This is a genomic window from Georgenia sp. Z1491 (assembly GCF_057652395.1).
This window is the reverse complement of sequence record NZ_CM172729.1, coordinates 1,633,797-1,657,124: the sequence shown is the minus strand read 5'-3', so window position 1 is coordinate 1,657,124 and position 23,328 is coordinate 1,633,797. Positions and strand designations below refer to the sequence as shown.

General features: G+C 73.9%; 20 protein-coding genes. 8 read left to right on the top strand and 12 right to left on the bottom strand.

Annotated features, from left to right (window positions below; all coding sequences use genetic code 11):
• Positions 1-42: 42 nt before the first annotated feature.
• The 9 genes from AC24HA_RS07820 to AC24HA_RS07780 are packed head-to-tail and all read right to left on the bottom strand — an operon-like array spanning position 43 to position 9,712.
• Positions 43-750 (bottom strand): hypothetical protein, encoded by a 708-nt coding sequence (locus AC24HA_RS07820; RefSeq protein WP_425708471.1) that lies wholly within the window; start codon positions 748-750, stop codon positions 43-45.
• 49 nt (positions 751-799) lie between these two features.
• Positions 800-1,918 carry a polyprenyl synthetase family protein gene (locus tag AC24HA_RS07815; protein ID WP_425708472.1) on the bottom strand — a complete coding sequence of 373 codons (1,119 nt, stop codon included), beginning with the start codon at positions 1,916-1,918 and terminating at the stop codon, positions 800-802.
• A complete protein-coding gene (gene idi, locus AC24HA_RS07810; RefSeq protein WP_425708473.1) occupies positions 1,911-2,474 on the bottom strand; it encodes an isopentenyl-diphosphate Delta-isomerase in 564 nt (187 codons plus the stop codon). The genes AC24HA_RS07815 and idi overlap by 8 nt, the downstream gene beginning before the upstream one ends.
• Positions 2,471-3,886, bottom strand: coding sequence for an alkaline phosphatase family protein (locus AC24HA_RS07805; protein ID WP_425708474.1), 1,416 nt, complete (start codon positions 3,884-3,886; stop codon positions 2,471-2,473). Before AC24HA_RS07805 ends, idi begins: the two co-directional genes overlap by 4 nt.
• Positions 3,883-5,112, bottom strand: a complete 1,230-nt coding sequence (eboE, locus tag AC24HA_RS07800; protein ID WP_425708475.1) for a metabolite traffic protein EboE — start codon at positions 5,110-5,112, stop codon at positions 3,883-3,885. The genes AC24HA_RS07805 and eboE overlap by 4 nt, the downstream gene beginning before the upstream one ends.
• The gene (locus AC24HA_RS07795; RefSeq protein ID WP_425708476.1) at positions 5,112-5,996 is read right to left on the bottom strand and encodes a TatD family hydrolase; all 885 of its coding nucleotides are present in this window, start codon (positions 5,994-5,996) and stop codon (positions 5,112-5,114) included. The genes eboE and AC24HA_RS07795 overlap by 1 nt, the downstream gene beginning before the upstream one ends.
• A gap of 1 nt (position 5,997) precedes the next feature.
• Entirely contained in the window at positions 5,998-7,581 is a 1,584-nt protein-coding gene (locus AC24HA_RS07790) for an EboA domain-containing protein (protein WP_425708477.1), read from the bottom strand.
• The gene (locus tag AC24HA_RS07785; protein ID WP_425708478.1) at positions 7,578-8,441 is read right to left on the bottom strand and encodes an SCO3242 family prenyltransferase; all 864 of its coding nucleotides are present in this window, start codon (positions 8,439-8,441) and stop codon (positions 7,578-7,580) included. The genes AC24HA_RS07790 and AC24HA_RS07785 overlap by 4 nt, the downstream gene beginning before the upstream one ends.
• Positions 8,438-9,712, bottom strand: a complete 1,275-nt coding sequence (locus AC24HA_RS07780) for an inositol-3-phosphate synthase (RefSeq protein WP_425708479.1) — start codon at positions 9,710-9,712, stop codon at positions 8,438-8,440. The genes AC24HA_RS07785 and AC24HA_RS07780 overlap by 4 nt, the downstream gene beginning before the upstream one ends.
• Before the next feature lie 270 nt (positions 9,713-9,982).
• Between AC24HA_RS07780 and AC24HA_RS07775 the strand changes: the two genes are divergently transcribed.
• Together AC24HA_RS07775 and AC24HA_RS07770 are read left to right on the top strand one after the other, a co-directional pair.
• Positions 9,983-10,669, top strand: coding sequence for a hypothetical protein (locus AC24HA_RS07775; protein ID WP_425708480.1), 687 nt, complete (start codon positions 9,983-9,985; stop codon positions 10,667-10,669).
• A 143-nt stretch (positions 10,670-10,812) separates the two neighbouring features.
• Positions 10,813-11,646 carry a hypothetical protein gene (locus AC24HA_RS07770; protein ID WP_425708481.1) on the top strand — a complete coding sequence of 278 codons (834 nt, stop codon included), beginning with the start codon at positions 10,813-10,815 and terminating at the stop codon, positions 11,644-11,646.
• A 37-nt stretch (positions 11,647-11,683) separates the two neighbouring features.
• On the opposite strand, the gene AC24HA_RS07765 is transcribed toward AC24HA_RS07770, so the two are convergent.
• Positions 11,684-12,463 (bottom strand): SDR family NAD(P)-dependent oxidoreductase, encoded by a 780-nt coding sequence (locus AC24HA_RS07765; protein WP_425708482.1) that lies wholly within the window; start codon positions 12,461-12,463, stop codon positions 11,684-11,686.
• Between the two features lie 51 nt (positions 12,464-12,514).
• Between AC24HA_RS07765 and proC the strand changes: the two genes are divergently transcribed.
• A complete protein-coding gene (gene proC, locus AC24HA_RS07760; RefSeq protein WP_425708483.1) occupies positions 12,515-13,333 on the top strand; it encodes a pyrroline-5-carboxylate reductase in 819 nt (272 codons plus the stop codon).
• A 125-nt stretch (positions 13,334-13,458) separates the two neighbouring features.
• On the opposite strand, the gene AC24HA_RS07755 is transcribed toward proC, so the two are convergent.
• Positions 13,459-15,426: an ABC transporter ATP-binding protein gene (locus AC24HA_RS07755; protein ID WP_425708484.1), complete on the bottom strand. Its 1,968-nt coding sequence runs from the start codon at positions 15,424-15,426 to the stop codon at positions 13,459-13,461.
• A 123-nt stretch (positions 15,427-15,549) separates the two neighbouring features.
• Here AC24HA_RS07755 and AC24HA_RS07750 point away from each other — a divergent pair, with 123 nt between their 5' ends.
• The 5 genes from AC24HA_RS07750 (at position 15,550) to AC24HA_RS07730 (ending at position 22,637) form a co-directional block, all read left to right on the top strand.
• Positions 15,550-16,116: a MarR family winged helix-turn-helix transcriptional regulator gene (locus tag AC24HA_RS07750; RefSeq protein WP_425708485.1), complete on the top strand. Its 567-nt coding sequence runs from the start codon at positions 15,550-15,552 to the stop codon at positions 16,114-16,116.
• Between the two features lie 12 nt (positions 16,117-16,128).
• Positions 16,129-17,034, top strand: a complete 906-nt coding sequence (locus tag AC24HA_RS07745) for a MauE/DoxX family redox-associated membrane protein (protein WP_425708486.1) — start codon at positions 16,129-16,131, stop codon at positions 17,032-17,034.
• A 162-nt stretch (positions 17,035-17,196) separates the two neighbouring features.
• Positions 17,197-19,851 carry a valine--tRNA ligase gene (gene valS / locus AC24HA_RS07740; protein WP_425708487.1) on the top strand — a complete coding sequence of 885 codons (2,655 nt, stop codon included), beginning with the start codon at positions 17,197-17,199 and terminating at the stop codon, positions 19,849-19,851.
• Positions 19,852-19,938: 87 nt separating this feature from the next.
• The gene (locus AC24HA_RS07735) at positions 19,939-21,780 is read left to right on the top strand and encodes an AMP-dependent synthetase/ligase (RefSeq protein WP_425708488.1); all 1,842 of its coding nucleotides are present in this window, start codon (positions 19,939-19,941) and stop codon (positions 21,778-21,780) included.
• A gap of 137 nt (positions 21,781-21,917) precedes the next feature.
• Positions 21,918-22,637 (top strand): hypothetical protein, encoded by a 720-nt coding sequence (locus AC24HA_RS07730; protein WP_425708489.1) that lies wholly within the window; start codon positions 21,918-21,920, stop codon positions 22,635-22,637.
• 20 nt (positions 22,638-22,657) lie between these two features.
• On the opposite strand, the gene AC24HA_RS07725 is transcribed toward AC24HA_RS07730, so the two are convergent.
• Positions 22,658-23,272 carry a hypothetical protein gene (locus AC24HA_RS07725; RefSeq protein ID WP_425708490.1) on the bottom strand — a complete coding sequence of 205 codons (615 nt, stop codon included), beginning with the start codon at positions 23,270-23,272 and terminating at the stop codon, positions 22,658-22,660.
• Between the last annotated feature and the right edge of the window lie 56 nt (positions 23,273-23,328).

Sequence of the window (23,328 nt, the reverse complement as noted above, 5' to 3'; positions counted from 1 at the left end):
TGCTGAACAGATGAGCGACACCTGATCTGCGCACCAGCACCCTCAGTCTCGGGGTTCGGCCGACTTCCGTTCTGGGGCCGGGGGCGGGGCCGGACGGGACCGGTCGGCGATCCGCTCGGCCTCGTCGGCCACGTGAGGATGCAGCTCGCGCAGCACCGAGAGGACCTCGACGGGCAGCGGCTCCCTGGCCAGCACTGCGGACGCGACGTACATCGAGTCGTCCCGAGCGATCTCGACGAGACGGGCAAGGGACGTGGCCGGGTCCACCACTTCCTTGTGCAGACGATTCATGTGCCAGGTCTCGTCCTGCATGGCGCGATGCCTCGCGGTGGCCGCGCGGTGCGCGACGTCGTCGTGCTCGTGTCGGATCCGGTACTCGCGAGTGATCTCACCGAGCGGGGGGCCACCGGTCGGCGGGTACGCGCGCTGGGCGGAAACGAATCGACGCCACAGGTCGTCGTCGGCCCCGATCCGCCACATGTAGTTGAGGATCGCCCCACCGACGCGATTCACCGGCTGCGCCTCGATAACCTCCAGCGGCGCGTTCTTCTCGCTCGCGATCGACTCGGCCATGTCGGGGCGCGCCTCAACGAGACTGCGGAGCACGGCTTCGCTGAGACTCGGGTTCATCAGGACGGAGACGACGACGTTCATCGAGTCGGACCGGGTGAGCTCCAGGAGACGCCACTCGGGCGTCTCCCCGCTGCTCGCCTCCAGGGCATCGCGGTCACTATCGGAAATCTTCATCATCTCACCGACAGGAGTGTCGTTGCCGACGCGTAGTCATGAGTTCTCGAGGCTACCTCTCGCGGTCGCGCAGCGTGGCCGTGAGGCCGACCAGGTAGGTGGACAGCGCGGGCGGCAGCCCTGCCTCGGCGGCCTCCAGGGCCTGCCCGAGCAGGGCGTCGACCTGCTCGAGGACGGCGGCCCGCGCGCCGGTGGAGACGATGATCGTGCGCAGGACCTCTGCCCCGTCGTCGTCGAGGTCGGGATCGCCCAGCAGCCGGTCGAGGTCCCTGCGCTGGTCCGGGTCCGCCCGCTGAGCCGCCAGCCGGACGTGCTCGGTGCGCTTGCCGTCGCGCAGGTCGGAGACGACGGACTTGCCCGTCGTCGCCGGCTCGCCGAACAGCCCGAGATCGTCGTCCCTCAGCTGGTAGGCCACACCGAGCGGCTCGCCCACCTCGGCGAGGACCGCTCGGACGGGCTGGTCGTCCATGCCGGCGGCCACCGCACCCAGCACGAGCGGCAGCGTGATGCTGTACGACGCCGTCTTCAGCGCCGCCACCACGAGCGGCCGGGACGTCGCGGGCTCCGCGGTCTCGGACCAGACGTCGAGCGTCTCGCCGGCGATCGCCTGCTCGAGCGCCGCCAGCGCGGCCTCCGCGAGCCGCAGCCGGACGGCCGTCGACGCAGGGGCCGAGACGAGCGCCGCGACGGCCGTGCTCATCGCGAGGTCCCCGGACAGCACGCCGGCCGCCATGCCCCGCCGCCCCGCGTCGCCCGCATCCTCGCCCGCCTCGCGGGCCGCGTCCTCCACCCGGGCGACGACACCGACGCGGCCATGGCGCACGCGGTCACCGTCGATGAGGTCGTCGTGGACGCAGAGCCCGACGTGCAGGAGCTGCTGGGCGGCCGCGACCCGGCGCAGCAGCTCCGGGTCCGTCCCGCCGAACGCGTAGTAGGCCGCGGCAACGAGCCGAGGCCGGAGGTACTTGCCGCCGTCGGCGGCGCGTGCGGCCTCGACCAGCTCGGTGAGGGCGTCCGACGCCGAGGGGCCGCCCGACACGCCGGCCCACAGCTCGTCGGTCAGGGTGTGCGCGCCGGCCATGAACTCCTCGACGCGCGCCATCACCTCCTCGAGGCCGATGACAGTCACCGGCGAGGCCGGCGCCGTCGCGGGCGAGGCGGCGCTACCCATGGGCGGGCCGCACGCCTCGGGCACGCATCTGCTCGACCTGCAGCACCGACCACGGGCTGAAGACCATCGGCGCGGCCGCGATCGCGGTCAACATGTCGTCGATCTCGATCCACGCCCACTCCTCGACCTCGTCGGGGGCCGGCACCGGGTCGCCGACGACCTCCCCGACGAACACCGGGCAGATCTCGTTCTCGACGATCCCGTCGCTCGCGACCGCCCGGTAGCGGAAGTCCGGCAGCAGTGGCCGGACCCGCGCGACCTCGAGGCCGAGCTCGTCGCGCATCCGGCGCACAACAGCGTCCTCCGACGTCTCCCCCGGTCCGGGATGCCCGCAGCACGCGTTGGTCCACACGCCCGGCCAGGTCGTCTTGCTCAGCGCGCGGCGAGTGAGGAGCGTCCGGCCGCGCGCGTCGAGCACGTAGCAGGAGAAGGCGAGGTGCAGCGGCGTGGCGTCGGTGTGGATCTCGGCCTTCGGGGCGGTGCCGACGGGGGTCCCGTCCTCGTCGACGAGGACGACGAGCTCCTCCCCGGTCGCGCCGGCCTCCCCCGCGGTCACCCCGTTCCTCCCGCTCCCGCGCCGCCCAGGCCCTGCGCGGCGAGGACGAGGTCGCGCACGGCGGTCGCGCGGACCGACTCCACGTCGTCCGCCAGCAACGACGGGTCGGAGGTGAGCAGCATCGGGCCGTCGGCGGCACTGTCCGGCAGCCGGCCGTGCGTCCCGCGCACGAGTCGCGGGTCCAGGGGAACGGTGCTCATCGCGTACCTGAGGCCCACCTTCTTCTTCACGAGGTTGAGCCCGGCCTTGGCCTTGGCGAGCCGGTCCTCGGGGTCGAAGAACAGCTCGGCGGGGTCGTACCCGGGCTTGCGGTGGATGTCGACGCCGCGGGCGTACTCGGGCGCGCGGTCGTCGTCGAGCCAGAAGTAGTAGGTGAACCAGGCGCCGGGCTCGGCGACGGCGACGAGGTCGCCCGCGCGCTCGTGGTCGAGCCCGTAGCGGGCCTGCTCGCTTCGGTCGAGCACCTCGTCGACCCCGGCCAGCCCGCCGACGATCGCCCGCACCCGTGGGAGGTCGGCCGGGTCGGGGACGTAGACGTGGGCGACCTGATGGTCGGCGACGGCGAACGCCCGCGACGTCCACGGGTCGAGCTGCTCGCGCCGCTGTTGGACGTACACCTCGAGGAGGCCCTCGCGGCGCAGCGCCCGGTTGATGTCGACCGGCCGGTCGGCGTCCGCGATCCCGTACTCGCTCAGCGCGATGACGGAGTAGCCGAGCTCGAGCGCGTCGTCGAGCAGCGGGGCGAGCGCGGCGTCGAGGTCGGCGGCGGCCCGGTCGGCCTCGGGCGAGTCCGGGCCGAAGCGCTGCAGGTCGTAGTCCAGGTGCGGCAGGTAGGTCATCACCAGGTCCGACTCCGGCTGGCCGAACCGGCCCCGGAGCTGGCCGCGAGTGGCCTCGATGAGCCAGCGCGAGGAGACGATCGACGCGGTGGGCCCCCAGTACTGGAACAGCGGGAACTCCCCCAGCTCGCCGACGAGCTGATCGTGCAGGGCGGGCGGGCGCACGTAGGCGTCGGGGCTCTTGCGGCCGTCGGCGTGATAGATGGGCCGGGGGGTGACGGTGATGTCCGTCGTCGCGCCCATGGCGTACCACCAGCCCATGTTCGCCACCCGGAAGGCAGGTTCGGCCCGGCGGGCGGTCTCCCAGACCTTCTCGGCCTCGACGAGGCGGTTGTGCTGGCGCCACAGGAGCGGGTCGCCGAGGCCGCGGAAGTACCAGCCGTTGCCGACGATCCCGTGGTCGCGCGGCATGCGGCCGGTGAGGATCGTCGACTGCACGCTGCACGTGACGGCGGGCAGGATCGTGTCGTGCCGGACGGCCCGCCCCTGCTCGCCGAGGGCGCGCAGCCGGGGCATGTGGGCCAGGGTCTTCGGGGTGAGGCCGACGACGTCGAGAAGCAGGACGCGGTTCATCGGGCCACCTCCTTCCTCGTGCGGGGGTCGCCGGCGGGGATCATCTCCGGCGGGAGGGCGTCGGCGAGGTGCTCGGTCGCCCAGCGGAGCTCGGCGGCGATCCCACCGACGAGGCTGTCCGGCTGCAGCGCGTCCGGGAGCACGTGCCAGGTGTAGGTCTCGACGTCGAGGTGTGCCTCGTCCCCGTGCGGGGCGTCGAGCACGGCGTCGACGGCGGACGCGAGCACCTCGGTCGTGGCCCGCAGCGGCTCCGCGGGTCGTGCGTGCAGCGGGATGTGGACGTGCACGCGCCACGGGCGGTCGACCGGCCAGGCGGGGTCGGCGCGCAGGACGTCGATGAGGTCGTCGGCCGCGAGCGCCTCCCACTCGTCGGCGGGCGGACCGTCGCCGGGGCCACGCGCCTGGTCGGCGCCGCCCGGCCGCGCCCGGACCTGGTGGACGTAGCGGGCCTCGGCGAACGGCTCGAGCGCCGCCATGACGCCCGGCGCGGACGGGTCGGGCACCTCGAGCGCGACGGAGGCCTGGACCTTGACGACCCGCACCCCGGCCGCGTTCGCGGCGGCGACCGCGCCGGCGGGGTCGGCGAACGAGACCGCGAGGTGGCAGGTGTCCAGGCACAGCCCCACGTAGCCGTCCTCGATCAGCGCCGGGCGGGCGCCGAGCCAGGCGACGACGTCGGCAACGTCGTCGAGGATGCAGCCCGGTTCCGGCTCGACGGCGAGGCGGACAGTGCGTCCGGTGCTCGCCTCGAGCTCGCGCAGGTGGGCGACGAGCGCGGTGAGGTTGTCCTCGGCCTCGGCGTCGGCGGCCGCGTCCCAGCCGGTGCGCCAGCCCAGCGGCAGGGTGGAGATGCTGCCCGAGCCGCCCGCGGGCAGGAGGTCGGCGAGCGCCGTCGCGCAGTCCTTCGTGTAGGCCAGCCGCTCTGGGGTGGTCCAGTCCGGGCGGTAGACGGCGAGCTTGACGACGTCGTCGTGGAAGCCCGCGAAAGGGAACGCGTTGACGGTGCGCAGCTCGAGTCCCTCGGCCGCCAGCACATCGCGGAGCCGGTCGCGCGCCGCGGGGTCGCCGGCGAGCTCGGCGGCGGCGCCGACCGGGAGCCAGAGGCCCACGCCGAGCGTGTCGAGCCCGGCCTGGCGGCGGACCGGTCCCGCGTGGCGGCGGAGCTGGTCGATGATGCCGTCGAGGTCCTCGGCAGGGTGGACGTTGGTGCAGTAGGACAGGTCCATCAGGCCTCCCGGCGCGACTTCATGCCGCGCAGGACCGAGTTGCCCTCGAACAGGTCGGGGCCCTGCCGCTCGGGCTCGAAGCCGGGGATCGGTTCGAGCTCGAGGCGGCCGGACTGGCCGTAGAACTTGACGGGGTTGCGCCACAGGACCTTGTCGACGTCGTCCTCGCTGAAGCCGGCCTCGAGCATCGCGTGTCCGGTCTTCAGGGTCTTCAGCGGGTCGGAGCGGCCCCAGTCGGCGGCGGAGTTGACGATGATCCGGTCCAGGCCCAGGCGCTGCATGATCGCGACGACGCGGGTCTCGTCCATCTTCGTGTCGGGGTAGATGGAGAAGCCCATCCAGGCGCCAGTGTCGGCGACCATGTCGACGCACGTCTCGTTGAGGTGGTCGACGAGCACCCGCTCGACGCTCAGGCCCGACTCGGCGACGACGTCGAGGGTGCGCTGCGTGCCCGGCGCCTTGTCGCGGTGCGGGGTGTGCACGAGGGCCGGCAGCTCGAACTCGATCGCGAGCGCCAGGTGGCGGGCGAGGATGTCGTCCTCCTCCGGCGTCATCGAGTCGTATCCCGTCTCCCCGACGGCGACGACCCCGTCCTTGCCCAGGTAGCGGGGCAGGATGTCCATCACCTCGGTCAGGCGGGGGTCGCCGGCCTCCTTGGGGTTGAGCGCGATCGTGCAGTGATGCCGGATGCCGAACTGCGCGGAGCGGAAGCGCTCCCAGCCGATGAGGGAGTCGAAGTAGTCGACGAAGGACCCGACGTTGGTGCGCGGCTGGCCGAGCCAGAACGCCGGCTCGACGAGGGCCCGCACGCCCGCGGCATACATGGCCTCGTAGTCGTCGGTGGTGCGGGAGGTCATGTGGATGTGGGGGTCGAAGATGCGCATGTCACGCCTCCTGGGGGCGGTCGTCGATATGGGGCTGCTCGTGCGTCTGGGGCTGCTCGTCGATGAGGTGCAGGTCGTCGGGGACGGTGCGGCCGGCCGCGCGGCGCTCCTCGGCGAACCGGGCGGCCATCGCGGCGAGCTCGGCGTCGCGCCGGTCGTCGAGGCCGGCGACGACGCTCAGGGGGACGCCCATGAACACGAGCTTGAGGACGCCGTGGCGCCACGCGTGGGCGTCGAGGTGGGCCGCGGCCAGCGGGCCCATGGCGGCGGCGACGAGGCGGGGGTCGTTGGTGCGCAGGGCGTCGGCTGTGAGGTCGAGGCCGGTGGCGCGCCAGTCGTCGTCGAGCTCTCCGGACGCGGTCAGGGTGCCGAGACCGCGCAGGACGCCGCGGCGCTCGGAGTCGTCGCCGTGCTCGTAGAGGGCGCGGACGGTGTCCGGTCCCGCGCCGGCGTCCTTCAGCGCGCGGACGATCGTGGCGCGGGCCTCGTCGTCGGCCGTGCCGCCGAACCCGGCGGTGTCGGTGGGGTCGAGGGGCGCACGGCCGACCTTGCGGCCGGCCTCGGCGAACAGCCGGGTCGCCCGGGCGGGCTCCTCGGTGACCGCGGCGACGGCGGTGGCGGTCCACGGGTCACGGGCGGAGGCGTCTCGCGCGGCGGCCGCCCCGGTCGTGGCACCGGCCTCGACGGCGGGCGCTCCGGCCGTGCCGTCGGCTGTCGCTGCCGCCCCCGGGGCTTCGGCGGCGGCCTCCCATGCCACGAGGGACGTGCGGGCGAGCCGCGGGGCGTCGTGGGAGTGCCGGGGCAGCTCCACGGCGGCAACCCCCGCGTACCCGATCTCGCGCAGCGTCGCGATCGCGGCGATCAGGTCCAGCTCGCCGGCGCCGAGCTCGAGGTGCTCGTGGACGCCAGGGAGCATGTCGTCGACCTGCACGTTGCGCAGGAGCGTGCCGGCCGCCCGCAGCGCGCCGACCACGCCGTCCGGCTCCACCGCCACGCAGTGGCCGAGGTCGACGGTGATGCCCACGCCCTCCGGCTCACCGAGTGCGGTGCGCAGCCGGAGCGCGTCGGCGACGGTCTCCACCAGCATCCCCGGCTCGGGCTCGATCGACAGGACCACGCCGCGCTCGGCGGCGAACGGCACGAGCTCGGCAAGGCGCCCGACCATCAGGTCCCAGCCCTCGTCGGCGGTGACGTCCTCCGGCAGCACCCCGCTCCACAACGAGACGCAGTCGGCCCGCAGGACCTGTGCGATCTCCACCGCGCGCCGTAGGAAGGCCGTTCGGGCGTCGGCGTCCCGGTCGACGAGGGTGGGGCGGTGCTTGCGCCGCGGGTCGAGGAGGTAGCGGGTGCCGGTCTCGACCACCGAGCGGAAGCCGCGCCGGTCCAGGTCCGCGGCGAGCGCCTCGGCGGACTCCCGCCACCCGTCCGCGAACGGGTCGAGGTGGGGGTGGCCGATCGTCAGGGCGACGGCCTGGTAGCCGGTCTCTGCCATGACGTCGAGCGCGTCGGCCAGTCGGTGGTCGGCGAACCCGTTGGTGCCGTAGCCGAGGGCCCAGGCGTCGCTGGTCGTGTGGCGCGTGGTCATGTGACGTCTCCCTTCGTGCGTGCGCGCGCGACCAGGCGGCTCGCGCCCTGGACGGCGAGGAGAGCGGCCGTACCGATCGCGTGCCCGGTGCGGGCGACGAGCGCCGTCTGCAGCGGGACCATCCCGCGTATGCCCTGCCTCGTAGCGGTACGGGCGTGGTCCGCGGTGGGCTCGCGCGCCGCGTCGACCTGCGGGGGCAGGACGGCGCCGGCGTAGGTGGCGGCGCCCAGGACCGCCCCGGCGGCGGCTCCCCGGCGGGCGCCGACGGGGACGAGCGCGGCGGTGCCGGTGGTGACGGCGACGGCGGCCGAGGCGGCGGCGCGGCTCGTGCCGTGCACCTCACCCATGGACACGGTGGTGACTGCGGCGGTGTGCGCGGCCATGAGCGCGGCCGGCAGCGCGGCCCGGCGCCAGCCCGGGCCGGCGGCGCCCATGAGGACGTCCAGCCCGCGGCACACGGCCATGACCGGCGGTCCCGCCGGCGTCGACTTGGCCAGCAGGTCGTAGATCCACACCGAGGCGGCCAGCGCGAGCGCGACACGGCCGTGCGGGCGGCCCGCGCCGAACGCCAGGCCGACGCCCGTGGCCGTCAGGCCGGCGCCCACGACCAGGGCCGTCTCGCGCGGCACGCGCCCGGAGGGGATGGGCCGCTCGGGCCGCTCGACGGCGTCGAGGTCGGCGTCGGCGTAGTCGTTGAGGGCCATGCCGGCCGCGTAGATGCACGCGGAGGACAGGGCGAGCGGCACGGCGCGGCCGCCCACCCGCCCGCGCGCGGCCGTGGCACCGACGAGCGTGTCGCCGACGACCGTCAGCGCAGCGGGCGCCCGGACCAGCTCGAGGACATCGGCCGGCGCCGTCATCGTCCGGCGGAGACGCGCGTGTCGGCCGCGGGCGTGCCGGCGTCGTCGTGCGTGCCCTCGTGTCCCGGCGCGGCGCCACGAGCTCCCGTCGCCGCGAACAGCGAGGTCTGCTCGACCCACGCGGCGAACCGCCTGGTCTGCTCGGCGAACGCGTGCACGTCGCTGCCCCACGGATCCTTGAAGAAGCAGCCGAGCTCGGTGACCGCGCCGGCCACACCGGCGTCGGAGGCGAGGGCGAGCGAGCGGACGAGGTCGATGACGAGCGGCGCCGCGAGTGCGGAGTCGTGGGCGCTCCACGTGGTCTGCAACGTGATGCGGCTGCCGAGGAAGCCCACGGCGTGGACGTGGTCCCAGGCGGTCTTGACGTTGCCCATGTCCGGCACGTTGTCGATGTGCAGGGGCGTGTGCACGTCGTCCCCGACGAGCGCGTGCAGCCCACGGTTCTTGGAGGCGAGCTTGGAGCTCACGGCGCGCGGGTCCGCGAGCGTCGCGCCGTCGCCGCCCCCGAGGATGTTCGTGCCGGCCCAGGACAGGACCTTGAGGTTGCGCGCGGCGAACATCGGGGCGATGACCGTGCGGAGCAGCGTCTCGCCGGTCTTGCCGTCCTGCCCGGCGTACGGGACGCCGGCCAGCTCGGCGCGGGCGCGCAGCACGGGCAGGCTCAGGGCGGCGGACGGGGTGAATCCGGCGTAGGGCGAGCCGGCCTGGACGGCCGCGGCGGCGGCGACCGCGCTCGCCGGCAGCACGTCGCCGTCCGGCGACTTCAGCGCCTCGAGCAGGTCGTCCTCCGAGTGGAAGGCCGGGTGGTCGTCCGGCAGGGCCTCGGTCGAGGAGATGTCGACGACGACCACGGTGCGCAGGCCGTGGCGGTCCTTGAAGGAGGTGATGTCGGCGGCCATCGCGTCGATCGCCTCCTGCTGCGTGGCGGCGGCCAGCGGGACAGGACACAGCTCGTCGTCGATCTCCGCAAGGTCCTCGGCGACCTGGTCGACCAGCTCGCGCGGGAACAGCCCGCCGGCGGCGAGTGCGGCGGCCTTCGTCGCCAGCGGGGTCGTCTCGACGTCGTGCCCACCGACGACGATGTCGCCGAACCCGACGAAGGGGGCGTCGGCGAGGTCGCCGGCCGCGGTGGTGACGCCGTGCGGCTCGACCAGCTCGTGGGCCAGCGCCCGCAGACCGACCGTCGCGGTGGTCGCGAGCGAGCCGCGCGCTCCGATGAACCACGCGCCGACGGCGCCCTGGTGGTTCGTGGAACGGGTCCTGTCATTCATTGAAGATCCTTCTCGATTCGCCTGCCCGAGCGACATCACCGGGGGGACGGTGCGGAAGCGCTCGTTGATCCCGCGTCTTGCACTCTATGTCACCTGTTGGCCCATGCAACTCGCCACGGCTGCACTTATGTTCATTGCGATAAGAAGGCGCTCACCTGCGCGTTCTCCATCGGGGGACCACCCCGGCGCCGCGGCCGCCACCGGCGCCGCTGAGAACGCTCTCACCGGCACCTTGACCACTGCCTCATGCCGGCGCGCGATCATGGAGACATGCGAACGAACCGACTCACCGCCACCCTGTCCGCCTCGACGCTCGCCCTCGCGCTCGTCCTCGCCGGGTGCTCCTCCTCGACCGACGACGGGTCGGGCGCCGAGGACCAGACGGGGTCGGCCGACACCGGCACCGGCGATGACGCCGGCACCGACGACTCCGGCGAGGCGGGCGGCCAGGACGACTCCGGCGAGACCGGGTCCGAGGGCGCGGATGGCCAGGACGACTCCGGCGAGTCGGGCTCCGCCAGCTCTGGCGAGGCCGGGTCCGACGGCGCCGAGCTGCCCGGCGTGGCCGAGCTCGCCGCCGCCGTCAACGCGGCCCTCGAGGTCGCCCCGGAGGGCGACGTCGTGATGGTCGAGCGGGACGACACCGGGTACGAGGTCGACGTCGTCGACGGCTCGACGCTCATCGACGTCACGCTGCGCGCCGACCACTCGATCGTCGAGCAGGAGTCCGACGACGTGGACGACGACACGGTCGCCGAGCTCGAGACCGCCGAGCTGACGATCATCGACGCGATCACGGCCGCCGCCGAGGAGGGCGCGATCAGCGACGACCCGATGGTCGAGGAGATCGAGCTCGACACCGAGGACGGCACGGTCTACTGGGAGTTCGACCACGACGAGGACGACGAGGTCGACGTCTACGTCGACGCCGTCACCGGTGAGGTCCGCGTCGGCTGACGCCCCACGGGCCGGCCGGCCTCACGGGGTGCGCCTCACGGGTGCGCGCCGGCCGACCCCACCACTGCGGGGAGCGCTGCCCCAGGTAGCGCTCCCCGCCGTCGGCCATGGCCGTGCGGCGCCCGGCTCCCTAGCCTCCGACCATGACCACGACCCGCCCCCGGCGCTCCCCCCTCGCCGCCGCCGCAGCCGCCCTGCTCCTCGCGCTCGTCGGCGGGTGCGCCGGCGGTGAGGTCGTCGGCACCGCACCGCCGACCGACGGCACGGACAGTCCCGAGCCGCCTATTCCCACGACCGACGACGTCCTCGACGTCGACCCGATCTCGCTGGTCACGGTCGACACCCTCCTCCTCGAGTCCACGGCGACGTCACCCGCCCTCACGCTCGACGAGGTCCGGTCCCTCGAGGACGCGACCCTGGACCACACGGGGCACGACGTCGCCCTCGGCCTCCACCCCGAGGACACCAGCGGGGGCGAGGCATGGCAGGTCTGGTCGGTCGGCGACGACGAGATGGCGCTGACCGAGCTCCTGAACGGCCGGGTCGACACCGGGCGGTCCGAGTCCTTCCCGTTGACGGAGGACGAGGCCGGCGGCACAGAGGCCCTGGAGATCGTCCTGGGCTGGCAGGTCCGGGTGTCCGACGCCGTCGAGAACGCGCTGCAGGTCCTGCCCGGCGAGGTCCTCGTCGCGATGCCGCCCGACGAGCCGGCGTCGATCCTGCTCGTCGGCATCCGCACCGACGACGGCGACTTCGCACGCGTCGGCATCGAGGCGGTGACCGGCGATGTTCTCAACGTCGTCACCCCCGATCCGACCACGGGCGACCACGACGACCAGCTGTGCGAGCAGGACGGGACCGGATGTGACGGCGACACGGAGACCCCGACCCCGCACGCGCCCGACGCAGCCCCGGACCACGCACCGGGCACCACTCGCGACACGGCACCCGGCGAGCCGCGCGGGCCGGTCGCGTGACCGAGACGTCCCGGGCCGGTGACCCGGCCCCTGAGACTCAGGGCTCCCGGTGCAGGAGGGTGTGGGTGGCCTGCGCGCGCGGTCGGATGACGATCGAGTCGAGGTTGACGTGATGCGGACGGGTGAGGGCGAACGTGATGACGTCGGCCACGTCGTCGGCGGTGAGCGGCTCGGCCACGCCCTCGTAGACCTTCGCGGCCGCCTCGACGTCGCCCCGGTAGCGGTTGACCGAGAACTCGGGCGTGGCGACCAGGCCCGGCTGGATGTCGAGCACGCGGATCGGCTCGCCCATGAGCTCGAGCCGGAGCGTGTCGACGATCATCCGGGCCGCGTGCTTCGCCCCCGTGTACCCGGCGCCGCCGGGGTAGGTCCCGGTCGCGGCGGTCGAGGTGACCACGAGGACGTCCCCGCCTCCGTCGGCGCGCAGGTGCGGGAGGAGGGCCCGGGTGACCCGCAGCGTGGTGAGCACGTTGAGGTCGTACATCCGCGCCCAGTCCGCCGGGTCGCCGTCCTCGACCCTGTCGGCCCCGACGGCTCCGCCGGCGTTGTTGACGAGCGAGGTCAGCGGCCCGCCGGCGATCACGTGGTCGGCGAGCGCGTCGACGTCGGCCTGCACGGTGAGGTCGGCGACGAACGTGTCGCAGCTGATCTCGTCGGCGAGGGTGGCGAGCCGGTCGGCCCGGCGGGCGGTGGCGACGACGCGGTACCCGGCCCGCGCGAGGTGCTGGGCGGTCGCGCGGCCGATGCCGGACGATGCTCCGGTGACGAGGGCGCGCGGGGCGCCCGGGGCGGACGGCGCTGGGTGGTCGGTACTCATGGGTCCATCATGTAGTCACTGACCACGCAGGACCGGCGGGAGGACACACACGTGCGCATCGGATTCATCGGGGCCGGGGCGATGGCCTCGGCCATCGCCCACGGGGTGGCCGCCTCGGCAGGCGGGCACGAGATCGTCGTCACCGACGTCGTCGCGGCCTCGGCGGAGCGGGTCGCCGCCGCGGTGGGCGGCACGGCGGTGCCCGACGCCGACGCCCTGGTCCGCGAGGTCGGTCCGGACGGGCTCGTGGTCGTCGCGGTCAAGCCGCACGTCGTGCTGGGCGTGCTCGAGGGGGTCCGCGAGTCGCTGGCCGAGACCGGCGCACCCGTGGTGTCGATCGCCGCCGGGCTGCAGCTGGCCACGCTGACGTCCGCGGTGCCGGACGGTCACCCGGTGGTACGTGCGATGCCGAACGTGGCCGCCCAGGTCGGCGTCGGCGCCGCGGCCGTGTGCGGGAACGACGCGGCGACCGAGCAGCAGGTCTCCGCCGTCGTCGAGGTCTTCGAGGCCGTCGGCACCGCGGAGGTGCTCGAGGAGCGGCACTTCAGCGCGTTCACCGCCATCGCGGGCTCCTCACCCGCATTCGTGTTCCAGCTCGTCGACTCCCTGGCGCGCGCCGCCGTGGCGGCAGGGCTCCCGAAGGCGCAGGCCGTGCGGATCGCCGCGCAGGCCGCCGCGGGTGCGGGCACGCTCGCGCGCGAGCTCGCCGCCGAGGGCACGAGCCCCCAGGACCTCGTCGACCGGGTGTGCTCGCCTGGTGGCACGACGGTCGCCGGCATGGTCGCGCTCGACGCCGCGGGCTTCCCCGCCGCCGTCGTGGCCGGGGCGAACGCGGTGATGGCGCGCGACGCCGAGCTGGCCGGGGACTGACCCGGCCAGCTCGCCGGCCCACCACGCCGAACTGGACCATGCCCGGTCGAGACTGACCACGCAGAGGTCCAGCTCGACCGCTACCGGTCCAGCTCGCCGGCGGTCGGTCCGACGAGCACCCGGACTCAGGCGTCGACCAGCTCCTGCGAGCCGGCGAGCCCGGCGAAGACTCCCCCGCGGGAGACGAGCTCGGCGTAGGTCCCCCGCTCGACGACCCGGCCGTGGTCGAGGACCGCGATCTGGTCCGCTCCTGCGATGGTCGACAGGCGGTGGGCGATGGTGATCGTGGTGCGCCCCTCGGCGAGCGCGTCGAGCGCCTCCTGGACGGCCCGTTCCGTGCTCGTGTCGAGCGCGGAGGTCGCCTCGTCGAGGACGAGGACGCGGGGGTCCCGCAGGATGGTGCGGGCGATGGCGATGCGCTGCTTCTCACCGCCGGAGAACCGGTGGCCGCGGGCGCCGACCACAGTGTCGTAGCCGTCGGGGAGGTCCTCGATGAGCTCGTGGACCTGGGCGGCGCGGGCCGCGGCGACGATCTCCTCGTCGGGCGCGTCGGGCCGGGCGTAGCGCAGGTTCTCGCGGATCGTCGTGTGCAGCAGGTAGGTCTCCTGGGAGACGACGCCGACCACCGAGGCGAGGTCGGCGAGCGCCATGTCGCGCAGGTCGACGCCGTCGATCGTCACCCGGCCGGCGGACGGGTCCGCGAGGCGGGCGACGAGCGAGCCGAGCGTGGACTTCCCCGAGCCGGTGTGCCCGACCAGGGCGAGCGACCGCCCCGCCGGCACGTCGAGGTCGATGCCGTCCAGCGCGGGCACGGAGGAGCCCGGGTAGCTGTAGCCCACGCCCTCGAGCCGCACATGGCCGCTGACGGCCCCGGGGTCGATCTCGGCCGGGTCGGCCGGGTCGTCGATCTCGACCACGAGGTCCAGGTACTCGAAGACGCGGCTGAACAGGGCCATGGAGGTGACGACCTGCACGCCCACGTTGAGCACGCCCATGAGCGGGCGGAACAACTGGGACTGCAACGCGGTGAACGCCACGAGCGTCCCGATCGTCATGCCGCCGGACGTAGCCGGGAGGCCCGCGACCAGGTAGATGAGCGCCGGGATCGCGGCGAACACGATGCTCAGGCTGGCCATCCGCCAACGTCCGGCGAGCTGGGAGCGCACCTCGAGGTCCGCGAGGTCGCGGGACGTGCCCGCGAAGGCCGCCGACGCGGTCGGTCCGGTGCCGAGGATCTTGCCCAGGGTGACGCCGCTGACGGACAGCGACTCCTCGACCTGGCTCTGCAGGTCGGCCATCGCGCGCTGGCGCCGCGTGGTGATCTCCCGGCGCAGGAGCGCGACACGTCGGGTCAACCAGATCGCGGGCGGCAGCACGGCGAGCGAGAGCAGCGACAGCTGCCAGGACAGGGCGACCATCGCCACCGCGGTGCCGACCGCCGTCGTCACGTTGGTGGCCATCGAGGTGGCGGTCGTGGTGACGACGGACTGCATGCCCTGGATGTCCTGCGTGAGGCGGGCCTGGACCTCGCCGCCTCGGGTGCGGGTGAAGAAGTCGACGGACTGACGCTGGAGGTGGGTGAAGACGTCGGTGCGCAGCCCGTGCATGACGCGCTGGCCGACGGTCGTGGACATCCAGGTCTGCACCACCCCGAGAACGGCGGTGACGATGGTGACGGCGAGGAGCCCGCCCACGAGCCACAGCAGGAGCGGGACGTCCTGGTGCGGGATCGCGTCGTCGATGAGGTGCTTGGTGATGAACGGGGTCGCGAGGCCGACGAGCGAGGTCGCGACGATGAGGATCATGACCACGGCGATCGTGCCGCGGTGGGGAGCGAAGAGCGCGCCGATGCGGCGCAGGCTGACAGGGTGCTCGGCGAGCTGGGCCCTGTCGGCCGGGTCGACGGTGGCGACCCTGCCGCCCGGGCCGCCAGGTCCACCGGGTCCGCCAGGTCCACCCAGGCCACCGGGGCCGCCAGGTCCGCCCGGGCCACCGGGCACGCCGGTTCCGTCGGACGCGCCGCCGCCCTGATGCGTGTGGCGCGAGGGGCCACCACCTCGGCGGCCGGAGGAGAAGTTGTGGGGTGCTGCCATGGCGCACCACCTCCTGTTCGTCGGAGTCGTCGGGCTCGACGGCGCGACCGGGCGACCGGCCGGAGCCATATAGTGAGGTTACCTCACGATGAGGGTAACCGCGACGGGCAGTACGCTATTCCGGTGAGCCGCCAGTCCGCCTCCCCCGCGCACCCGCACGACGAACGGGCGCGGGCCGACGTGGCAGGCGACGGCCGGGCGAAGGCCGAGCACCGGCACCGTCCGGACCACGCACACGGCACGGACCGGCCGCACGGTCCCGACCACGCGCACGAGCCCGACACGTACGAGCTCATCGTCCGGGCGGCCCGCCAGGTCAGGCGCCGGTGGATGGAGGCGCTCGAGTCGGACGGCCCCTCGCCGCACGAGTTCCGCGCGCTACGCGCCGCCGTCGCGGCCGACGGCGGCGCCCGACTGGCCGACATCGCCGAACGGCTGCGCATCGCCCCCCGCTCGGCGACCGAGGTCGTCGACTCCCTCGAGGCCAAGGGCCTCGTCCGCCGGACGCCGAGCCCCACCGACCGGCGCGCGATCCTCGTCGAACCCACCGGTTCCGGGCGCGCGCTCGCCGAGGAGGTCGCCGCGGCCCGGGCGGCTCACGGGGCCGCCCTGCTCGCCCCGCTCGACGAGGACGAGGCCGCCCAGCTGCACGCGCTCCTCGCCCGGGTCGTCGACGCCGCCGGCTGCTGACCCGGGTCGTCCATGACCGACGTCGTCCTCGGCGCAGCCGTCCTCTCCCTCACCGTGGTCCTCCTGGTGGCGGGCGCCGGGAAGCTCGCGCGGCCGCCGGACCCGGTCCACATGGACGTCCTCGGGCTGCCCCGCGGCCTGCAGCGGTACGGGTTCGTGCGCACCCACGCCGTCGCGGAGATCGTCCTCGCCCTCGCGCTGCTCGGCGCGCCGGGCCCGTGGCTCGCCGGCGTCGGCACGGTCGTCCTCCTGCTCACCGTCGCCTACCTCGTCGTCGCCCTGCGGGCGTGGCGGTCGCCCGAGCCCCTCGCCTGCCACTGCTTCGGGCAGGACGACGACCGACCCGTCGGCCCGCTGCACGTCGCCCTCAACGCCCTGCTCGTCCTCGCCGCGGGGGGCGCCGTCGCGGCCGGGGCGACCGGTTGGTGGGCCGTCGACGACCTGCACCCGGCGATCCTCGGCGCGGCCGGGGCGATCGCGCTCGTCGTCCATCTCTGGGGCAGCGGCGAGGAGGGCTCCGGCCGGGTGCAGCCCTACCTGCGCCGGCCGATCCCGGCGGGACAGGTCGTCGTCGACGGGGTGCGACGCGACCTCACCGAGCTGGCCGCGCAGCGCGCCCAGCTGCTCGTGCGGATCCCCCGCCTCGGGAAGGACGCCGAGCACCTGCGCACGGCGCTGCCCGACTGGCGGCGCCGGCTGCCGCACGTCGACGTCCGGGTCACCCAGGGCGACGCCGGTGGCGCCTACCGGCGCCTCGGGCTGACCGGCGCGCCCTCGGCGGTCGTGCTCGGGTCGGACGGGCTGCTGGCCGGCGGGCCCGTCGTCGGCGCCGACCTCGTCCGCGATCTCGTCGACGAGCTCGCCCGCACCGCCCCGGCGAGGGGCCACACGGGCCCGGCGGAGCGGCCACGGACCTGACCCGCGCCTCCCGCCACCGACAGTCGAGCGGGAATCGACGCGAGGTCACGCGGGTGAGCCGCAGGCCGACGCCGCAGACCTCCTCCACGGGCCCGCGAGAGTCGCGCCCGCCACCGTTCGGCCCACCCGGGCAGCGCCCTCACCGTGGAACAATCGGACACCATGAGCACCCCGTCCTCCACCTCGCGACCCACCCGTCTTCCCGCCCCCACGGCGCCGGACAAGGTAGGGACCGACGGGCTGGAGGATCGGCACGACGCCCGCTGGAGCGAGCTCGGCACGTACGCGTTCGACCGCACGGCCGACCGGGCCGACGTCTTCTCGATCGACACCCCGCCGCCCACGGCGTCGGGCTCCCTGCACGTGGGCCACGTCTTCAGCTACACCCAGACCGACGTGCTCGCCCGCTTCCAGCGGATGCGTGGTCGCTCGGTGTTCTACCCGATGGGGTGGGACGACAACGGGCTGCCCACCGAGCGTCGCGTGCAGAACTACTACGGCGTGCGCTGCGACCCCTCCCTGCCCTACGAGCCCGGCTTCACTCCGCCCCAGGAGGGCGGGGACGGGAAGTCGGTCCGGGCCGCCGACCAGGTGCCGGTGAGCCGGAAGAACTTCGTCGAGCTGTGCCTGCGCCTGGCCGCCTCGGACGAGGAGGCCTTCGAGCAGGTGTTCCGCCGCCTCGGCCTGTCCGTCGACTGGCGGCAGACCTACCAGACGATCGGGGCTGACGCCCAGCGCGCCTCCCAGACCGCGTTCCTGCGCAACCTCGCCCGCGGCGAGGCCTACCAGTCCGAGGCGCCAGGGCTGTGGGACGTCACCTTCCAGACCGCCGTCGCCCAGGCCGAGCTCGAGGCCCGCGACTACCCCGGGCACTACCACCGGCTCGCGTTCCACACCGACGAGGCGGCCGACGTCGTCATCGAGACCACCCGCCCCGAGCTGCTGCCCGCGTGCGTGGCCCTCGTCGCCCACCCCGACGACGAGCGGTACCGCTTCCTGTTCGGCCGCACCGTGCGCACGCCGCTGTTCGACGTCGAGGTCCCCGTGCTCGCCCACCCCGCCGCCGAAGCGGACAAGGGCACCGGCATCGCGATGGTCTGCACGTTCGGTGACCTCACCGACGTCATCTGGTGGCGCGAGCTCGACCTGGCCACCCGCGCCGTCGTCGGGCGCGACGGCCGCCTGCTGCGCGCCACACCCGAGTGGCTCACCGGCTCCGGCGCCGAGCTCTACGCCGAGCAGCTCGCCGGGAAGACCGCGTTCTCCGCCCGCGAGGCGGTCGCCGCGGCCGCGCGGGAGTCCGGCGAGATGCTCGACGACCCCACGCCCACGCAGCGCAAGGCGAACTTCTACGAGCGGGGCGACAAGCCGCTGGAGATCGTCACCTCGCGCCAGTGGTACATCCGCAACGGCGGGCGCGCACACGAGGACACCAACGGCGTCGACCTGCGCACGAACCTCCTTCAGCGCGGCCGCGACCTGCGCTTCCACCCGGGCTTCATGCAGTCGCGCTACGAGAACTGGGTCGACGGCCTCAACTCGGACTGGCTGGTCAGCCGCCAGCGCTTCTTCGGCGTGCCGATCCCGCTGTGGTACCCGCTCGACGAGCACGGCGAGGTCCGGCACGAGTCCCCAATCGTTCCGGACGAGTCCGCGCTGCCGGTCGACCCCACCTCCGACCCGGCGCCGGGCTACGAGGAGTCCCAGCGGGGGCAGGCCGGCGGGTTCGTCGGGGAGGCCGACATCCTCGACACGTGGGCCACGTCCTCGCTCACCCCGCAGATCGCGGCCGGCTGGCTGCGCGACGAGGACCTGTTCGACCGCGTGTACCCGATGGACCTGCGCCCGCAGGGGCACGACATCATCCGCACGTGGCTGTTCTCCTCGGTGGTGCGCGCGCACCTGGAGTTCGGCGCGCTGCCGTGGTCCGACGCCGCGATCTCGGGGTGGATCCTCGACCCGGACCGCAAGAAGATGAGCAAGTCCAAGGGCAACGTCGTCACGCCGATGGCGCTGCTCGAGGAGCACGGCTCCGACGCGGTCAGGTACTGGGCGACGTCCGCGAAGCTCGGCGTCGACACCGCCTTCGAGGTCTCACAGATGAAGATCGGCCGGCGCCTGGCGATCAAGATCCTCAACGCCTCGAAGTTCGCCCTGACGATGGGCGGCGACGCCGACCTCGAGCTCGACCCGGCCCTGGTGACGCACGAGATCGACCGGGCGATGCTCGCCGGGCTGACCGACGTCGTCGCCCAGGCCACCCGCGCGCTCGACGCCTTCGAGCACGCCAAGGCGCTGGAGGTCACGGAGTCCTCGTTCTGGACGTTCTGCGACGACTACCTCGAGCTCGTCAAGGAGCGGGCCTACGACCGGGACGGCACCGCCGAGCCCGGTGCCAAGGAGTCCGCCCGCGCGGCGCTCGCGCTCGCCGTCGACACCTACGTCCGGCTGCTCGCGCCGTTCCTCCCCTTCGCCACGGACGAGGTGTGGACCTGGTACCGCGAGGGTTCGGTCCACTCCGCCGACTGGCCGACCGGCGACCAGCTGCGCGCCGCGGCCGGGGACGCGGACGCCGGGCTCGTCGGCGCGGCCGGGCGCGCCCTGGCGGCGCTGCGCAAGGTGAAGTCGGAGGCCAAGGTCTCCCAGAAGGTCCCGTTCGCCTCGGTCACGCTCGCGGTCCCGACGGCGGACGCCGCCTTCGTCCGGTCGGTCGCCGGCGACCTGCGCGACGCGGCCAAGATCCGCGGCGAGCTGACCATCACCGACGGCGTGGAGACCACCGCGGTCACCGACCACCTGCTCGAGCCGGCCGCCTGAGCACGTACCCTCGTTCCGGGTGCCCAGGACCCCACCGGCGGGGTGCCGGCCTCTCCTGACCCCCCACGCGCGACCACGGAGGATGCGATGACCCAGCCCACGTCCAGCACCGAGGCGCGCGGCGAGATCGACGGCTCGACGACGATCCCGCACCTGCTGCGGGCCCGCCTGGAGAATGGCGGCACGGCCCCGATGTTCGAGGTGGCCACGCCGTCCGGCGGCTGGGACACCGTGTCGGTCGCCCAGTTCCACACGCAGGTCGTGGAGGTCGCCAAGGGCCTGATCGCGTCGGGCGTCGAGGTGGGCGACCGGGTCGCCATCATGTCCGCGACCCGCTACGAGTGGACGCTGCTCGACCTCGCGGCCTGGAGCGCGGGCGCCGTGCCGGTGCCGATCTACGAGACCTCCTCGGCCGAGCAGTGCGAGTGGATCCTCACCAACGCGGGCGTGGTGCTGGCGTTCGTCGACGACGCCGACCGCGCCGCGGTCCTTTCGGAGGCCGCCCCGAACGCGCCCGCCCTGCGCGAGACCCTGACGATCGACGACGGGGCGATCGACGAGCTCGTCCGCCGGGGCGCGGGCGTCGAGGACGGCGAGGTGGAGGCCCGCATCTCCGCGCGCACCGGGTCGGACGTCGCCACCATCATCTACACCTCCGGCACCACCGGCCGGCCCAAGGGGGTCGAGCTCACGCACGGCAACTTCGTGGCGCTCGTGGTCAACGGCGTCGCGGACCCCAACCTGCGCGACGTGGTGGCGAGCGACGGCGCCCGCACCCTGCTGTTCATCCCGCTCGCGCACGTGTTCGGCCGGTTCGTCTCCGTGCTGTGCGTGCACTCGGGTGCGGTCCTCGCCCACAGCCCCGACCTCAAGCAGCTCGTCCCGAACCTGCAGAGCTTCCGGCCCTCCTTCCTTCTCGCCGTCCCGCGCGTGTTCGAGAAGGTCTACAACTCCGCGGACGCCAAGGCCTCCGCCTCGACGGTCCGGCGCCGGATCTTCCGCTGGGCCGCGAAGGTCGCCGAGCGCACCTCGCGCGCCGAGGAGTCCGGCCACGGCGTGGGCCGGGTGCTCGCCGCCCAGCGCAAGGTCGCCGACCGCCTCGTGTTCTCCACGCTCCGCGAGGTCATGGGCGGGAACCTGCGCTACGCCGTGTCCGGCGGCGGCCCGCTCGGCACGCGGCTCGGGCACTTCTACCGCGGCATGGGGCTCGTCATCCTCGAGGGCTACGGCCTGACCGAGACCGGCGCGCCCACGTCCGTCAACCTGCCCGGCCGCATCAAGATCGGCACCGTCGGCCCCGCCTACCCCGGCACCTTGGTGCGGATCTCGGAGACGAACGAGATCGAGATCAAGGGCCCGCACGTGTTCCGCGGGTACCACGACGACGAGGCGGCCACCCGCGAGTCGTTCACCGACGACGGCTGGTTCCGCACCGGCGATCTCGGGACGCTCGACGACGACGGCTACCTCTCGATCACCGGCCGCGCGAAGGAGATCATCGTGACGGCCGGCGGGAAGAACGTGGCGCCCGCCGTGCTCGAGGACCGGCTGCGCGGCCACCCGATCGTCTCCCAGGTGGTCGTCGTCGGCGAGGGTCGGCCGTTCATCGGCGCCCTGGTCACCCTCGACGCCGAGATGCTGCCGCAGTGGCTGACCAACCACGACCTGCCCGAGATGAGCGTGGCCGAGGCCGCCCGGAACGAGAAGGTGCGCGAGGCGTTGGACCGCGCCGTCGAACGGGCCAACCGGGCGGTCAGCCGCGCCGAGTCGATCCGCAAGTTCACGATCCTCGACACCGACTTCACGCTGGAGAACGACCTGCTCACGCCGTCGTCGAAGGTCAAGCGCGCCCCCGTGCACGAGCGGTTCGCCGACGTCATCGACGAGCTCTACGCCGGGCCGAAGCCGGAGCGGTCGACCAAGGCCTAATCGGGAGGTAGCCGGGGCGGACGCCGCCGGTGGGCGGTCCGGTGCCCGACGTCGCCGGGTCTGGTCGTCCGTCCCGCAGGAGGGCAGGGGTACCCCGCCCTCCTCCGCCCGCGGGGCGCGGGTCCTAGCGTCCTGCCATGCGTACCGCCGACCGTCCCCCCGCCCCGATGACGCTCCGCCCGCTGGCTGCAGCCGCGCTGGTGGTGCTCGGGCTATCGCTGGCCGCCTGCGCCGGCGGGCCCGGCGGGCCGGCCGGCGGATCGGCGGGGGCCGGAGGTGCGGGCGGAGCGGCAGGCACCCTGCCGACGTCGGACGACGACCTCGGCCTCCCGGACGACGCGTTCGACCGGCTGGAGCGACACGCGGTCGAGGCGATCAGCGAGCTCGGGAGGCTCACACCGGCGGACGTCGCCCGACTGGCCGAGGACGCGGCCGGCGACGGAGAGCTCACACTGGCGGTGCAGCCCGAGTTCATCCGGGTCCACTACAGCGACGACACCACGGCGCCGGACGAGTTCCACGAGGCCGAGGCGACCGAGTGGGCCGTGCACACGACGGACGGCTCTACCGTCTCGACGGTCGCGTTCCCCGCCGTGGGCGAGCCGGAACGTCATCCGCTGACCCACCCGCACGTCCCGGAGGTCCCGACCGCGGTCCTGGCCGAGTGGGTCGTCACGGCCGAGGACGCCGCACGCACGGCGAGCGAGGTGCAGGACGGCGAGATCGAACGGATCGGGGTGCCGGACGGTATCGACCGACCGCTGACGACCGTGGTCCTGCGGGACGGCCACGATCGCGTGCGCGTGACCGTCGATGGGGTCACCGGCGAGGCGCTCAACGCCGTCACGATCGGCTGACCGCAGCCGGCCGCCGCGGCCTACTGCGGGGGCTGCTGGCCGGGCTGCGCCTGGCCGTAGCCCTGCGGGGGCTGCTGGCCGGGCTGCGCCTGGCCGTAGCCCTGCGGCGGCTGTCCGTAGCCCTGCGGGGCCGGCTGGCCGTGCGGGGCACCAGCACCCTGAGGCGGCATTCCCTGCTGCGGGTAGCCCTGCGCGGACTGGCCGTACGGCGCGCCCTGGTGCGCGGGCATGACCTGCTGCGGGGGCCCCTGGTGCGGCTGACCCTGTTGGGGCTGGCCTCCGAACTGCGCTCGGATCGCTGCGGCGTCGGCCTTGTCGACGCCGAACCCGAGCGTGGTGACCTTCTTGCCGGTCGGCACGTGCCAGAGAGCCTTCTCGTCCGCTCGCAGGTCGGACTGCGCCCGGATGGGGAAGCGCTTGAGGGTCATCCCGAAGAGGTTCTTGCGCTGCGCCTCCCCCTGCTCGACGCGCGCCATCGGGTTGACGAGTGCGAGGAGGCCGAAGAGCAGGAGAAGGAAGCCCGGCAACGAGATCGCCCAACTCCGGCTGAGGAACGTGGTGCCGAGCAGGAGCACCCCGACCACGATCATGGCGATGATGAAGGGCTTGCTGAAGCGGATATCGAGAGCACCCATGGCTGCCAATGTATCTGGGACGAGCTGCACCTGGCGCCGAAGCCGCGCCCGTGCCG

What these genes read in the sequence shown, in the direction of transcription:
- eboE (WP_425708475.1), bottom strand. Translation starts at nt 5,112, where the DNA reads ATGGACCTGTCCTACTGCACCAACGTCCACCCTGCCGAGGACCTCGAC.
- AC24HA_RS07805 (WP_425708474.1), bottom strand. Translation starts at nt 3,886, where the DNA reads ATGAACCGCGTCCTGCTTCTCGACGTCGTCGGCCTCACCCCGAAGACC.
- AC24HA_RS07815 (WP_425708472.1), bottom strand. Translation starts at nt 1,918, where the DNA reads ATGGGTAGCGCCGCCTCGCCCGCGACGGCGCCGGCCTCGCCGGTGACT.
- AC24HA_RS07745 (WP_425708486.1), top strand. Translation starts at nt 16,129, where the DNA reads ATGACCGACGTCGTCCTCGGCGCAGCCGTCCTCTCCCTCACCGTGGTC.
- AC24HA_RS07735 (WP_425708488.1), top strand. Translation starts at nt 19,939, where the DNA reads ATGACCCAGCCCACGTCCAGCACCGAGGCGCGCGGCGAGATCGACGGC.
- AC24HA_RS07820 (WP_425708471.1), bottom strand. Translation starts at nt 750, where the DNA reads ATGATGAAGATTTCCGATAGTGACCGCGATGCCCTGGAGGCGAGCAGC.
- AC24HA_RS07770 (WP_425708481.1), top strand. Translation starts at nt 10,813, where the DNA reads ATGACCACGACCCGCCCCCGGCGCTCCCCCCTCGCCGCCGCCGCAGCC.
- AC24HA_RS07795 (WP_425708476.1), bottom strand. Translation starts at nt 5,996, where the DNA reads ATGCGCATCTTCGACCCCCACATCCACATGACCTCCCGCACCACCGAC.
- AC24HA_RS07785 (WP_425708478.1), bottom strand. Translation starts at nt 8,441, where the DNA reads ATGACGGCGCCGGCCGATGTCCTCGAGCTGGTCCGGGCGCCCGCTGCG.
- AC24HA_RS07780 (WP_425708479.1), bottom strand. Translation starts at nt 9,712, where the DNA reads ATGAATGACAGGACCCGTTCCACGAACCACCAGGGCGCCGTCGGCGCG.
- AC24HA_RS07730 (WP_425708489.1), top strand. Translation starts at nt 21,918, where the DNA reads ATGCGTACCGCCGACCGTCCCCCCGCCCCGATGACGCTCCGCCCGCTG.
- valS (WP_425708487.1), top strand. Translation starts at nt 17,197, where the DNA reads ATGAGCACCCCGTCCTCCACCTCGCGACCCACCCGTCTTCCCGCCCCC.
- AC24HA_RS07755 (WP_425708484.1), bottom strand. Translation starts at nt 15,426, where the DNA reads ATGGCAGCACCCCACAACTTCTCCTCCGGCCGCCGAGGTGGTGGCCCC.
- AC24HA_RS07790 (WP_425708477.1), bottom strand. Translation starts at nt 7,581, where the DNA reads ATGACCACGCGCCACACGACCAGCGACGCCTGGGCCCTCGGCTACGGC.
- AC24HA_RS07775 (WP_425708480.1), top strand. Translation starts at nt 9,983, where the DNA reads ATGCGAACGAACCGACTCACCGCCACCCTGTCCGCCTCGACGCTCGCC.
- AC24HA_RS07765 (WP_425708482.1), bottom strand. Translation starts at nt 12,463, where the DNA reads ATGAGTACCGACCACCCAGCGCCGTCCGCCCCGGGCGCCCCGCGCGCC.
- AC24HA_RS07725 (WP_425708490.1), bottom strand. Translation starts at nt 23,272, where the DNA reads ATGGGTGCTCTCGATATCCGCTTCAGCAAGCCCTTCATCATCGCCATG.